Here is a 14079-nt window from a genome sequence, read left to right on the forward strand (position 1 = left end):
TTATCCCCAGATTTCTTTGATTCCCTTCTCTAAAAGGGAAAATCCGGTGATAAAGGCGAACGCTTCGCTTCTCCAGGTTATTTCTGTCCTCTCCGCTATCGTGTAAATGTTTAGTTGAACATATCGAATTCCTGTTTTAATTTGTAATTAATATACAGTCTTCACATAAGGCTGTCAAGTCTTGATATACATGAATTATTCTATAGCGATTGAACTGACCATGCCTCAAGTGAAAGTCCAGGATCTGCTTTGGCATCGAATTCCGAGATTTCTCCCCGCTGCCATTTCAAATATGCCGCAGCTCCAATCATCGCTGCATTGTCGGTGCAATATTCCATCGGCGGGATCAGCAAATCTAGCCCTTCCTTCGCACAACGCTCCTGCAAAGCTGAACGCAATCCCCGGTTTGCCGCAACGCCACCGCATAACAGCAATTGACGTGATCCATACTCACGGACAGCCCTTACCGCTTTCTCTACCAGCACTTCAACAACCGCTTCCTGAAAGCCCCTTGCCACAGCAGATGGTTCAAGTGTTTCTCCACGCATTTTGGCTTGATTCAACACATTCAGTACAGCAGATTTCAAACCGCTAAGGCTGAAATCATACGAATCCGCTTCAAGCCAGACACGCGGCAAAGGTACCGCCTGCTCTGCTTCAGCAGCCATCCGGTCCACATGCGGTCCTCCCGGGTAGGGACATCCCAAGGCTCGTGCCACTTTGTCATAAGCCTCGCCTACCGCATCATCACGCGTACGCCCGATCAGTTTAAACTTGCCTTCGGATTCCATATGCACAAGCTCTGTATGACCACCCGAAACAACCAATGCCATCGCTGGATATTGCAGCTCATGAGTAAGTCTGTTGGCATAGATATGTCCTGCAATATGATGTGTACCAATAAGCGGTTTGCCAAGCGCCATGGCCATCGTTTTCGCTGCCACGATACCGACCAGCAATGCACCGACCAGACCAGGCCCTTGCGTGACGGCGATCGCGCTCAGATCACGGGGACGAATGCCCGATTGCTCAATAGCCTGCTCCAACATCAATGTAATGACTTCAACGTGTTTACGCGAAGCCACTTCAGGCACAACGCCGCCAAATGCCTTATGTGTCTCGATCTGACTGGAGATCAGATTGGACAGCACTTCCCGTCCATCCTTGACAACCGCAACGGATGTTTCATCACAGCTTGTCTCCACGGCCAATATATAAGATGGTGCCGAGCTTAGCTTTTCCTTGAAATCATTCATGAATCCGTTACGCTTCCTTCCTCTTCGCCGCTTCGGTCTGCGGGCGGCAAATTCGCCCACATAATCATCGCATCCTCCCCATTGTCGGAGTAATAGCCTTTGCGAAGACCCGCCGATTCAAACCCTTTTTTCTGATACAAGCTCTGGGCAATCCGATTCGAAACCCTAACCTCCAGGGTCATTCGTTCCATCCCAAGATAAGCCGCTGTTCTCATTAATTCGTCCAGCAGCTTCTCGCCGAGCTTTCGCCCACGATAGGCTTCCCTGACCGCAATATTGGTAATGTGGGCTTCATCCATGATCGTCCACATGCCGGCATAGCCGATCGCCGTTCCTTCCAATTCCATGACCATATATTTTGCAAAATGATTGTGTGTCAATTCATTCTGAAACGCTTCTTCCGTCCAGGGCAGGGTGAAGGCTTCATGTTCAATAATCATTACATCGGGAATATCATCCAGAGTCATGAACCTGAACTGAAGCGCTGCTTCCTGCTCTTCTTTCTCCACGTTGTCCATCTGCTTCCCCTCCCCTTTTAGTGCGTGTTCAAAAAGACCGGTTTTCAGTACCGAGAAGATGGGATGAAGCTAGAAATGGAGTAGCGGAGCGTAGGGAAAACTACGTGAGCAACGGACATTTCGGCTGAATTCCATATTCGATGCTGATGATGCCACTAGGCATCCTTCGTAATCAAAAGCGGACTTTTTGAACAACCTCTTTTAGCCTTTGCGCAGCAGGTTGGCTTCCGCTTCAGCCAACTGGGTATAGTTGGGCACCAATGCATGCACGTCATCTCGCTGACCAGCAAGCAGCGCTTCGGCGCCTAAGCGCCCAACCCAGCGGCCCTCCAGCTCATAGGGTACGAGCTGGAGCGCGGTTCCTGCGGGGCAGCAAAGCTCAGCCGCTGCTGCCGCATGCGGGCCCGTCTCGCCGACAATCCAGACGGCAGCGGGCCGCTCTTCCGGCGCCGCCTCCGCCATGCGGGCGGCGAGGGCTTCCAGCCATCCGTCCACCTGACGGATGGCATCTGGCGCCAGCCGCCGGGGCGCAGCGCTCCCGGCGGAGGCAAACAGCGCGGTATAGGCTTGACCGCGCCGTGCATCCACGAGCGGAACGATCCAGTGGACAGGGGCGGCACCTGTGCCGCCCTGGTCCGCGGATGGCGTTCCGCCAGCCCCTGCTGCGGCATCCTCAGCCGCAGCTTCGGCCTTGGCGGCGAGTCCGCTGTGCCAGCCGCCCCAGGCCAGGGCCTGAAGGCTGGACACCCCGGCAACGGGGATGTCCCATGCCCAGGCCAGCGTCTTCGCCGCGGTCACCGCAATGCGGATGCCCGTGTACGAGCCTGGGCCAATGCCGACGGCAATGCCGTCCAGCTGTCCCGGCTGCGTGCCGCTGGCTTCCAGCAGCTGCTCCATCACAGGCACCACGTGCACTGAATGGTTGCGTTCTGCCCGTTCATTGCGTTCTTCCAGAAGGGCGTGACCTTCCATAACTGAGGCTGCCATCACCGCAGTCGACGTATCCAACGCCAAAAACCGCTGGCGCGGCTTTTTTTGTAAATCTTCCATCATCATTTGACTCCATTCTGTCTGAACTGTTGGCACATGGCAGCATACGTCTCACCATACCCATCCAGCGTAATCGTTCGATCCTCAGGACCTGTCGTCTCGATCTGCACATGCAAGTGTTCTTGCGGCAGCAATTCGGGAATAATACTGGACCATTCCACCAGACTGACTCCGGCTCCATAGAAATACTCATCCAGTCCAAGCTCGTCCGCTTCTTCCAGTGATATGCGATACACATCCATGTGATACAAGGGCAGACGCCCTTCATATTCCTTAATCAGTGTAAACGTGGGGCTGTTGACCACATCACGTACACCCAAATGCCAGGCAAACTTCTGTGAAAATGCTGTTTTGCCCGCGCCCAGATCACCGTCCAGTGCAATCACCATGCCGGCGGTTGCCTGTTCAGCGAGTGCGGACGCGAGTACTTCTGTATCTGCAATGCCATGGGAGTGATACACCCACTGCTCGTGCGTCTGATTCAATATACGCCCCACCTTTGGCGGTCCTGCCGCCTGAGTTCACTTTGAACCTTATTATATCGGTCCCATTCTTCCCCCGCAACATCGAAGGATCAGAAGCAGGACAGAAGCCAAGCCAAACATTCACACGAACGACAAATAAACCGGCCCCTGACGGCACCGGCCTTTCTTGGACATCCCGCAGCACGTCCTTTTGCTTCTATTCTTCCAAACGATCTACACGGACAGTCTGGGTATTCCCCGGTCTGCTTCCTACCTGTACCGTTGCCATGCCGTTGGCTTCATCCACATTTTCAATCCAGACCGGGTCTCCCTCCAACGTAACAGCAATCGTATCCTTTGATTCAAAAATAGCTTTGGCGCGTTGCACATCCATCATGATTATTCATACTCCCCTTCCGGATCTTCATGTGATTCCCGAACCATACTGTCCGTTGTACTTTCACCTATATAACCGTTATCTTCCGTGACTTGTCCCCCGCCCAGGCCCTCATTCACCATCCGGTCAATATCCAGCATGAACGACTCCCGGTCCAGCGGCAGCTCTTCTGAAGTGACAGCCTCCCAGTTAACCGCTGTTGCAGGCGTATGAAAATCCTCAGATCCTTTGGACTCAGCACGAGGATACGGAGAGAACGTATGGGCGTGAGCTTCATCTTCGTCTCGTTTGTTCTTCATAGGGTACCTCCTGACGTGGTAGTTAATAACTAATATCATCCTCTTTCTAACCAGCGTTTACATATGCAGATCTTAAGGATGTTTCTGTTATCATCCCCCACTCTTTCTGAAGCATACCGTTCCGGGCAAATACGGTTATCCCGCCCGTGAAATGCCCATACTAATCATAAAATGTTCTCGGAAAGGAGCCGTTCATGCATACGGTCTGGAAAGGTGCAATTAGCTTTGGTCTGGTTCATGTTCCTGTCAAAATGTTTTCGGCTACCGAAGACAAAGACATCTCCATGCGTTATATTCACAAAGTCTGCGGTAGTCCACTCGCATATGTACGCAAATGTCCTTCCTGCGACGTTGAGGTTCAATGGGAAGAAATCACCAAAGGATATGAGTATGAGAAAGGCAAATTCGTCTTGTTCGAAAAGGACGAGCTTGAGGCGTTAAATGAGTCCAGCAGTAAAACCATTACCATTCTGGACTTCGTGGATTTAACGGAGATTGATCCGATTTATTTTCAAAAAACGTATTACCTCTCCCCCGATCAGGCGGGTGGAAACGCGTATCAGCTGTTAATGACTGCTATGCGCGATACAGGCAAAATTGGCATCGCCAAAATATCCATTCGTTCCAAAAGCAGTTTGGCTGCGATTCGTGTGCTGGAAGATTGCCTCTCCATGGAAACCATTTTCTATCCGGATGAGATCCGTCCCGTTTCTCAGGTTCCCAACCTCCCAGAGGTTCTGAACGTTAACGAGAAGGAATTGACCATGGCAAAACTGCTGATTGATCAGTTATCTACTCCTTTTGAACCCGGTAAATATACAGACGACTACCGCGCCAAACTTCTGGATCTGATCAATCACAAAGTGGCAGGTGAAGAAATCAAGATCGCCCCTGCCAAACCGGAAGCCAATGTCATGGATTTGATGGCAGCGCTGCAAGCAAGTATAGAAGCTGTGAAGCCCATACCTTCCGACCCTGGAACCACCACAGCCAAACCCAAAAAACGTACTCCCAAGAAAACCTCGGCACAAGCGACGGCTGGAGGAGAAACGGACACTCCTGCTCCTGCCAAAAGAAAAAAAGCTGCTCCCAAACCCAAGGCGTAAGCGGCAAGAAGCATATAGATTGATTTGTCCTCAACATCAACATTGGAGATCCGGCCCTGAAGCCGGATTTTTGTTTTGTATTTATAAACCGAAAATACAATTGACGAAAGTTGGTTTATATTTTATATTAACTTATGAAAAGTAACTTATTTATAAATGTACAGATGAGCCTCATATCTACATGAGCCAGACCTTACAATAGCTCGAATACATTGCCGAGGACAGCACCTTAAAAACCACTAAACTTGTTTTCAGGAGGAAATCATTATGACTACTACTTATCAGATTCCTGCTACAACCCATCTGGGTGAAGTAAGTCTGCGAATCAGCAATTTGGAGCGATCCATTCAATTTTACACCGAGGTGGTCGGGCTTAAACTGCTTGAACGCAGTGAAAAAGTCGCTACGTTGACAGCCGATGGAAAGCAGTCCCTTCTGCGCCTTGAGCAGTTAACTGATGCAGTGACGATGCCTGTTCGCTCCACTTCAGGCCTGTATCATTTCGCTATTCTGCTGCCTGACCGTAAATCGCTGGGCCTTGCCCTCCGTAATCTGGCTGAATCCGGCATCGAAATTGGTCAGGGTGATCATCTGGTCAGTGAAGCATTCTATATTTCCGATCCGGATCAGAACGGGATCGAAATCTATGCAGACCGTGCCCGCGAAACCTGGAAACGGGATGCAGATAATAACTACATTATGTCAAGTGATCCTGTTGATGTAGACAGCCTGTTCGCTCTGGCCGCAAACGAGCCTTGGCAAGGCCTGCCGGCCGGAACGATCATTGGTCATGTTCATTTCCATGTACGCAGTCTTGAAGAGTCCCGTCGCTTCTATACGGGAGTGCTGGGTTTTGATATCGTTGGCAATTTCGCCAACATGTCCGCCCTGTTTGTGTCGGCAGGTGGTTATCACCATCACATCGGCCTGAACATTTGGGCTGGTGCAGGTGCGCCAGTGAATCCGGACAATGCCACGGGAATTGACTACTTCACAATCATTTATGACGGAAAAGAACCATTGGAACAAGCTGTAGAACAACTGCGTCAATCGAACGCGTCTATTGAACAGCAAGGTACGGACTGGTTTACTGTAGACCCACAGAATATTCGCATTCGCTTGACTACAACAAGCTAACACGGGAAATTCGTGACGAGAATGTTATGCGGTAAGTTGAGTATATTGATTAGCCTGGACACAAATTTTCTCGCTCCATATGGGGAAATTAGTTGTCCAAGGCTTTTTTGTTTTTTTTATATTGATATGTCTTTATCCATTACCTAATAAAATTGGTGTAATTGGTGCATCCTAACCAAATATCTAGATCGACATGCGAAGGAGATCCCACATGATTGAGAAGGGGCGTATAACCGTAAGACAACTGGGTTCCCTGATGTTCTTGTGCACAATTGGTGAACAGATTATCGTCTTCCCCTCTATGATCACCTCATATGCGCATCAGGATGCATGGTTATCCGCATTAGTAGGTGTTGCTGGAGGTATGGGAGTATTGGCCATTATGCTCGTTGTATACAAACTGCAGCCTCAGATGAATTTGATTCAACATGTACTACATACTTTGGGACCCTGGATTGGGGCCTTATTCAGCTGTTTTTATTTATTCTATTTTCTAATGGGTACCTCCACTTTCATAAGAGAAATTGGGGATTTCATGACGACCCAGATCCTGCCTGAATCTCCACTCTTTATTGTTAATTTTCTCTTTGTTTGTACTCTTGTCTGGGGACTCTTTTCCGGTCTGGAACCCATAGGCAGGAGTGCCGAAGTTTTTCTTCCCCTGATTGTGGTTTTCCTGCTCATTCTGACTGTATGTCTGTTCCCACATTCACATCTGGACAACATCAAGCCCATTCTTGCGGAAGGCTTTCTAAATCCCTTTAAAGGCTTTGTCGCTGTGCTTACCTATCCTTATTGTGAATTGTGCATCTTTCTTATGCTCTTTCCTTATGCCAAAAAGGAAACTCATTGGGAAAAGGATATCCTTCTGTCAGCCATGATAGGTGGATTGATGCTCACCCTAACGCTAACCATCTGTCTACTGGTCATGGGGCCATTTATGACGCAGCACCATTGGTTTGCAGCATTTAATCTGTCGCTGAAAATCAATATAGGCAACTTTTTGCAGCGCATTGAGGCCTTTATGGCCTCCGTCTGGATTATTGCTGTCTTTTTCAAGAGCATTCTGTTCTTCTATAGCTTTGTACTGGGAATCACTCACCTCTTCAAATTGTCCAGCTATCGTCCACTCATTTTGCCGGGTGCACTGCTCATTCTGGCCATTTCCATCGTTCTAGCTCCCAACGAGAATTTCTATCTGAAGGTTGTTATTCCGTATTGGATTGATTGGGACCTGACCTGTGGCATCGGAATTCCTTTGCTGCTCATTATGGTACATAAACTAAAGACACGGCTGCGTAAGGGTTAAACTTGCGCCAATCAACCTTGGAAGATCAAGCTCAGGCAGATTTGAAAGAGGAAAGGAGTTTTAAGCACATGTTCAATCCCCTGGTTCCTTTTGAACCTGTATCCCGAGATGTAATCCCTACCGGGCCAAACTGGATTGCCCAAATCAAATGGGATGGGGTTCGTATGCTTGCTTACGAGGACGGACAGGGAATTCAGTTGATTAATCGCAGATTGCACAACCGAACTGCACAATATCCTGAGTTGGTCCAGCCACGCAATCTGTGCTCCGTCCCTTCTTATATTTTGGATGGAGAGATTATTGCCCTGGATCCGGATACGGGAAAACCGTCCTTTTATCACGTGCTGCGACGAGATCGCATGAGCAGACCGGATGGCATTGCCCAAGCTGTACACCAGATTCCGGTAACTTATATGGTGTTTGATATTCTTTTTTGCGATGGGGTATGGGTCACAGATCAACCTCTTGCAGAACGTCAGCACCTGCTGCATCAAGTTCTGAATCCTGCTCCCCATGTTCAGGAGGTGACCAACACGTCAGATCCCGACGCCCTGCTCACGGTTATGAGACAGCACCAGATGGAGGGAATTGTATGTAAAGACCTTTCCAGCACCTATGGAATCAACGGCAAGGATCAACGCTGGCAGAAGGTCAAGATTTTCCACGATCTATATGCGATGATTGGCGGGGTCACGTACCGCAGTGGTATCGTCAATGCAATCGCCGTCGGTGTATATGATGGGCCTAACTTTGTCTATATTGGTCATGTCGGCACTGGTAAACTGAACTCGGACTCCTGGCGTAAACTAACCGAAGAAGTACAACCTCTTATTCGGAAGGATAGACCATTTCACAACCTACCCGAGAGAAGCGCGGAGACGACATGGATCGAACCGCAAATCGGTGTCAAAGTGCAATTCATGGAACTCACCCATCATCGAACACTACGCCATCCCAGTATCCAGGCTTTTGCTTCCGTGACCCGGGAGGAGTGCCAGGCCAGTCAGATCAGTCACCTTTTAGTTGAACGATAAACCCTTTTTCCATCCGCTTGAGATAGTAAGAGGGCTTTCTCTTCCCCTTTAAAATCATACTTGTTCACTACAGGAGGTGTTCTTCATGCCCCGTTCGATCAAGGGCACCATAACCATTAATGGAATGGAACTTACAGTGACCAATCCAGACAAGTTGTTATGGCCTGAAGCAGGTGTAACCAAGGCCATCTATTTGCAAAAGTTGGCGGCTTTGGCTCCCTATCTGCTGACTTACACGCGAAATCGGTTGCTTACCACAATACGTTATCCCCATGGTGCAGGCGGTGAGTTTTTCTATCAGAAAAATGCTCCAGATCCCGTTCCCGAGTTTGTACGAACCGAGGTGCATGAGGGGATACGATATGTGGTGATGAACGACCTTCCAGACCTGCTATGGCTTGGGAATTTGGCTGCTCTGGAGTTTCACCCTTCCTTGCATGCCGTAGGCAGCCATCTTCCTTGTGAGTGGATAATTGATCTCGATCCTTCCCAGGAAGAAGAACCTCGCATCATGCAGGCTGCCCTAATCGTGGGCGAAACCCTGACTTCGCTTGGTTTGCGATCGGTACCAAAGACCTCTGGTGCTACAGGTGTACAGATTATTGTTCCGATTCACCAAGGTGTAACCTTCGATGAGTTAAGGGACATTGGTTATTTTGTAGGCAAATATGTCACTCAAAAACATCCCGATCTATTTACACTGGAGCGTCTTAAAAAAGACCGGGGGGACCGCATTTATTTCGATTACCTCCAGCATTACGGTGGTAAAACGCTCGCAGCTCCCTATACTCCCCGCGCCAAACCAGGCGGCACGGTGTCCACTCCACTCACATGGGATGAGGTTCGGAGCAACGTTTCGGTCAAGGATTACCACTTAATGAATATCGTGGAACGCCTGACGCAGACCGGGGACCTGATCGCAGCTCTCGAGCCCCAGCCTGTTGAACTGATCATCCAGCATTTAAAACAAAAATAGCCGGTCACCCTCAAACAAGGGTACCGGCTATCTTTCTGTTTATGTGCGATGAGATTCGCTAATGTATACCTTTTTTCTTGAAACGTCCGCCCTTCACATCGTGAATGTTACCAATCGCCACAAAGGCATGCGGGTCCCAATCCTCAACAATGGATTTCAGCTTCGCTTCTTCCAAACGGGTAATAACCACAAAGATAATTTTCTTCTCGTCTCCGCTGAAGCCGCCCTCTCCATCAAGATAAGTGACGCCACGACCCAGACGATCGGTCAACGCTGAACCAATATCACGATACTTCTCGCTAATAATCCATACCGATTTGGATTGATCCAATCCTTCATTCACAATATCAATCATCTTCATTGCAATATAATAGGCAATCATGGAATACAGGGCGTTTGGCCAGCCAAATACAAAACCTGCACCAGCAAAAATAAATACGTTAATGAACAGTACGATCTGACCTACAGACAATGGTGATTTCTCACTCAGCAGAATGGCGACAATCTCCGTACCATCCAGTGAACCGCCGGAACGAATGACGAGACCAACACCGACACCCAGGATCAATCCGCCAAATACAGCTCCAAGCAGTGGTTCACCTGGCGTCAGTGCAGGAACACGGTGCAGCAACGACGTTCCAATGGACATCACGACGATCCCGAGCAATGTAGATAACGCAAACGTTTTACCAATTTGTTTATACCCCAGAATGAGGAAAGGCAAGTTAAGCAAGGTTAGGAAAATTCCGAGTGGCAGATTCGTAAGCTCTGACACCATAATCGAGATCCCTGTTATTCCGCCATCAATAACGCCATTCGGCACGAGAAATACTTCGAGTGACACAGCCATCAGTGCAGCACCGACCAGAATCATCACAATGCGCTGCAGAAGCTTCAGTGAAAACACCGAGCTTTTAACATTGCGGTCCGGCTTGGATGTTAGTTCTTTAACCGATACATTGGACATCGTATCCCCCCGTTATGATCAATATGTGAATCCATTTCATAAATCATTTAAGTACCCGAGAGGAACCCTGCATACAGAAGAACAACACCGTCCTAATGCGATATGCACCCCGTTATCAAAGCACCTAAAGGCTATATGAAATGTATTCAAGTATGTCTTAATTCTGGTTAACACTTCCAAAAGAGAGCAAAAGGGAGCCTGTTATCCCGCAGACTCCCCTCCTTCGCCAAGACATAATTTATATAAACATTATATCATAAAAGATCAAATTTGAGCAAAATAGTTAGCAAAAAGAAGATAAATTCACAAAAAGTGAACTTATCTTGAGAAATTCGCCCTATAACGGCTAAAGCAGCGGAGAAAGCATGCGAGAAAGGATTTCTGCCCCTTTTTGCCACCGTGAACGCTGCTGGAACACCTTCACTTCAATCTGGCTGCATTGATCCAGATCACGTTCAAAGTCCTCAGTCAGCCGATCCATGGATGAAGTATCAAACAACACGGCGGTCAACTCGAAATTGCAGAAAAAGCTGCGCATATCCATATTGGCCGTGCCTACCGTTGCAAGCAATTCATCCACAATCAGGACCTTGGCATGCACAAAACCTTTACGATATTGATAGAACTTCACTCCAGCACGCAACAATTCTTCTACATAGGACATCGAGGCCCAATGCACAAGTCGGGAATCCGATTGATACGGAATGATGATTTTCACATCCACGCCACTGACAGCGGCCGTTTTGATTGCTTCATACAATGCGGGATCGGGAATGAAATAGGGTGTTGTGATGTATATGCGCTCGCAAGCCACGGAAATCGCACCAAAGCACATTTCCTGAATGGCATCCCAGTCCTGATCCGGTCCACTGGACAGAATCTGAATCCGCTCTTCTCCGCTGCAAATATGTGGTGGGAACAGTTGTGTCAGTTGAGGCTCTGTAATCTGCTCGCCGGAAGCAAGCTTCCAGTCGTTCAGGAAAGTATTTTGCAGGAAATATACGGCATCTCCCTCGATCTGTACATGGGTATCACGCCAGAATCCAACCTCCGGATATTGTCCGAGATAATCGTCTCCTATGTTAATTCCACCCACAAATCCAATCCTTCCATCCACCACCACAATTTTACGGTGATTCCGGTAGTTCACCCTTCGGTCAATCGTTGCAATGAGCGGCGGCAGAAAATAATGAAATTCCACGCCTGCATCCTGAAACTTGCGAATAAAGCTCCAGCTCATCTTGTGACTGCCGAGTCCATCGCAGATCAACCGCACCTTGACGCCTTCTTTCGCCTTGCGAATCATCACGTCCTGAAACTTGGTACTGATGACATCATCCCGAAAAATATAAAATTCAACATGCAGATGGTGCTCTGCCTGCTCCATTGCCCTCAACATGGCTCCAAATGTCTCTTCACCATTCGTAAGTACTTGACTCCGATTGCAGCCTGTAATTGGGCTCTCAGACAGGTGTGACAGCATGTTGAACAAACGGTGCTGATGGGTATATCGGCTGCCCGACATCTGATCGGCATGATCAATAATATGAGCCTGCTCCCAGATCGTTTCCCGTATTTCCCGAAAGATACGCGAACCGCCTTTACGAACCTTCTTGCGTTTGTTATAGTCTTGGGCCACAAAATAATACACAACAAAGCCGATCAAAGGTACACAGAATAAAATAAAAAGCCATGCCACAGCTTTCGCCGGATTGCGGAATTCCAGCAACAGAATGGTGGCTGCCTGAAAAGTAAATACGAGCAATATAATGACCAGCCAAAACATTCGGCTTCCTCCTCATGGCAAGGTGTAACCCTGCCGTTCTCTCTCACTGTATAAGCTTTGACGATAAAGCCTTTAGCTAATCATTAGATACCCAATGTATGCCCTGTTCGTAACGTTTGCTTAGATAAAATTTTACATACAAAGCTGATATGCAAAAAGCACTAAGCCATTTCATTCCATGCTTCGCTGTTGTATATTCTGACTGTGTTCCCTTCTACATATGCTTCTTCCCAGTCAGCAGATCAGCACTCCATCGCCATTTCGCACACATTGCCTTCCAGACTCTTCCTCTTTTCTTGACCGGAAGGTGGTCTTCTTACGTAAAATTAGATATAATATTCGTTAAAAACTTATTACTTAAAGGAGAAGACTAGTTAATGGACAGTGAGAGGTATGCGTTAAATTTAGTATTGGTTGCGATTTTGATAGGATTTTCGGCGTTTTTTGTTGCGGTGGAATTCGCATTGGTGAGGATTCGTCCGAGCCGGATCGACCAAATGATTGCAGAGGGAAACAAGCGTGCCTTGGCTGTCAAACAAGCCGTTGCCAACCTGGACGGATATTTGTCCGCCTGTCAGTTGGGTATCACGATTACATCTCTGGGACTGGGCTGGCTGGGTGAACCAACGGTTGAGAAAATTCTCCACCCTGTGTTCGAAAGCATGAACATGCCTGAGACGGTTTCTTCATTCTTATCGTTTGTTATTGCGTTTGTTGCCATCACGTATTTGCATGTGGTTGTTGGTGAACTTGCACCTAAAACGATTGCAATCCGTAAAGCCGAAGCCGTTGCACTGTGGACGTCTACACCTATCATCTGGTTTAACCGAATTATGTATCCTTTTATCTGGCTGTTAAACAGCTCAGCGAATCAACTGGTCAAGTTGTTCGGAATCAAACCTGCATCGGAGCATGAGGATGCGCACTCAGAAGAAGAATTACAGATTATCATCAATGAAAGTTTTGAGAGCGGCAAAATCAATCAAGCTGAGTTCGGATATGTAAGCCGGATCTTTGCTTTTGATGAGATGCTTGCCAAAGAAATCATGGTACCCCGGACTGATATGGTCTGCCTTTATGTCAATAGATCAAACGAGGAAAACCTGGATATTATCCGGCAAGAGCAATACACCCGTTTTCCAGTGGTAAATGAGAGCAAAGACGATATTATCGGTATTATTAATACCAAACAATTTTTCCTGGAGTTGTATGGAAATGAAGAGCCCGTCGATCTATCTTCCCTGATTCAGCCTGTATCGGCTGTTCACGAAACGACTCCCGTTAAGGACCTGCTGAAAAAGATGCAGAAAGATGGCGTGCATATTGCCGTGCTAGTCGATGAATATGGAGGTACATCCGGGATCGTAACGATTGAAGATGTACTTGAACAGATCGTCGGGGAAATCCGGGATGAGTTCGACGCAGATGAAGTGGAAGATATTCAAGTCATCAATGAGAACTATGTGATTATGGATGGCAAGGTATCCTTGTCCAAGGTAAACGACATGTTCACCTCAAACCTCGATGCTGACGAATGGGACACCATTGGCGGATGGCTTTATAGCCATCGTCCAGAGATGAATGAACAGGAAGAATATGAGTTCGAGAATCTGATTTTTGTTTTGCTGGAAAAAGACAAGAATCGTTTCTACAAAGTCGCTGTTGTTCCCAAGGAACCACTGACCATGTCCGACTACACGGATGAAGACGAGTCGAATTCATAAGCTATATTAGTTGATCATTTAAGCTTCGCAATATAGGTACTTTAAAAGGGGTTGAC

At 47.9% G+C, this 14079-nt stretch carries 14 protein-coding genes; 6 read left to right on the plus strand and 8 right to left on the minus strand.

Annotated features, from left to right (window positions below; all coding sequences use genetic code 11):
• Positions 1–200: 200 nt before the first annotated feature.
• The 6 genes from tsaD to P364_RS37905 all read right to left on the minus strand — a co-directional run bounded on the left by tsaD (position 201) and on the right by P364_RS37905 (position 3984).
• Positions 201–1256: a tRNA (adenosine(37)-N6)-threonylcarbamoyltransferase complex transferase subunit TsaD gene (tsaD, locus tag P364_RS0125465; protein WP_024632863.1), complete on the minus strand. Its 1056-nt coding sequence runs from the start codon at positions 1254–1256 to the stop codon at positions 201–203.
• A complete protein-coding gene (gene rimI / locus P364_RS0125470) occupies positions 1253–1774 on the minus strand; it encodes a ribosomal protein S18-alanine N-acetyltransferase (RefSeq protein WP_024632864.1) in 522 nt (173 codons plus the stop codon). Before rimI ends, tsaD begins: the two co-directional genes overlap by 4 nt.
• A 201-nt stretch (positions 1775–1975) precedes the next feature.
• Positions 1976–2824 carry a tRNA (adenosine(37)-N6)-threonylcarbamoyltransferase complex dimerization subunit type 1 TsaB gene (gene tsaB / locus P364_RS0125475; RefSeq protein ID WP_024632865.1) on the minus strand — a complete coding sequence of 283 codons (849 nt, stop codon included), beginning with the start codon at positions 2822–2824 and terminating at the stop codon, positions 1976–1978.
• 2 nt (positions 2825–2826) lie between these two features.
• Positions 2827–3309, minus strand: a complete 483-nt coding sequence (gene tsaE / locus P364_RS0125480; protein ID WP_024632866.1) for a tRNA (adenosine(37)-N6)-threonylcarbamoyltransferase complex ATPase subunit type 1 TsaE — start codon at positions 3307–3309, stop codon at positions 2827–2829.
• Positions 3310–3505: 196 nt separating this feature from the next.
• Entirely contained in the window at positions 3506–3682 is a 177-nt protein-coding gene (locus tag P364_RS0125485; RefSeq protein WP_024632867.1) for an H-type small acid-soluble spore protein, read from the minus strand.
• 5 nt (positions 3683–3687) lie between these two features.
• Positions 3688–3984: a hypothetical protein gene (locus P364_RS37905; protein ID WP_024632868.1), complete on the minus strand. Its 297-nt coding sequence runs from the start codon at positions 3982–3984 to the stop codon at positions 3688–3690.
• Between the two features lie 194 nt (positions 3985–4178).
• Here P364_RS37905 and ku point away from each other — a divergent pair, with 194 nt between their 5' ends.
• The 5 genes from ku (at position 4179) to ligD (ending at position 9546) form a co-directional block, all read left to right on the plus strand.
• Positions 4179–5090 carry a non-homologous end joining protein Ku gene (ku, locus tag P364_RS0125495; RefSeq protein ID WP_024632869.1) on the plus strand — a complete coding sequence of 304 codons (912 nt, stop codon included), beginning with the start codon at positions 4179–4181 and terminating at the stop codon, positions 5088–5090.
• A gap of 267 nt (positions 5091–5357) precedes the next feature.
• Complete coding sequence (locus tag P364_RS0125500; protein ID WP_024632870.1) at positions 5358–6227, plus strand: VOC family protein; 870 nt, start codon at positions 5358–5360, stop codon at positions 6225–6227.
• Between the two features lie 211 nt (positions 6228–6438).
• Positions 6439–7536, plus strand: a complete 1098-nt coding sequence (locus P364_RS0125505; RefSeq protein WP_024632871.1) for a GerAB/ArcD/ProY family transporter — start codon at positions 6439–6441, stop codon at positions 7534–7536.
• A 68-nt stretch (positions 7537–7604) separates the two neighbouring features.
• Entirely contained in the window at positions 7605–8570 is a 966-nt protein-coding gene (locus tag P364_RS0125510) for an ATP-dependent DNA ligase (RefSeq protein WP_024632872.1), read from the plus strand.
• An 85-nt stretch (positions 8571–8655) separates the two neighbouring features.
• Positions 8656–9546: a non-homologous end-joining DNA ligase gene (gene ligD, locus P364_RS0125515; RefSeq protein WP_024632873.1), complete on the plus strand. Its 891-nt coding sequence runs from the start codon at positions 8656–8658 to the stop codon at positions 9544–9546.
• 58 nt (positions 9547–9604) lie between these two features.
• Here the strand turns inward: ligD and P364_RS0125520 are convergent, their stop codons facing one another.
• Positions 9605–10513 carry a YitT family protein gene (locus tag P364_RS0125520; protein WP_024632874.1) on the minus strand — a complete coding sequence of 303 codons (909 nt, stop codon included), beginning with the start codon at positions 10511–10513 and terminating at the stop codon, positions 9605–9607.
• A 346-nt stretch (positions 10514–10859) separates the two neighbouring features.
• A complete protein-coding gene (gene cls, locus P364_RS0125525) occupies positions 10860–12299 on the minus strand; it encodes a cardiolipin synthase (RefSeq protein WP_024632875.1) in 1440 nt (479 codons plus the stop codon).
• Positions 12300–12676: 377 nt separating this feature from the next.
• Between cls and P364_RS0125530 the strand changes: the two genes are divergently transcribed.
• Positions 12677–14023 (plus strand): hemolysin family protein, encoded by a 1347-nt coding sequence (locus P364_RS0125530; protein WP_024632876.1) that lies wholly within the window; start codon positions 12677–12679, stop codon positions 14021–14023.
• Positions 14024–14079 lie beyond the last annotated feature (56 nt).

The sequence above is a fragment of the Paenibacillus sp. MAEPY2 genome (assembly GCF_000499205.1).
Lineage (GTDB): Bacteria > Bacillota > Bacilli > Paenibacillales > Paenibacillaceae > Paenibacillus > Paenibacillus vandeheii.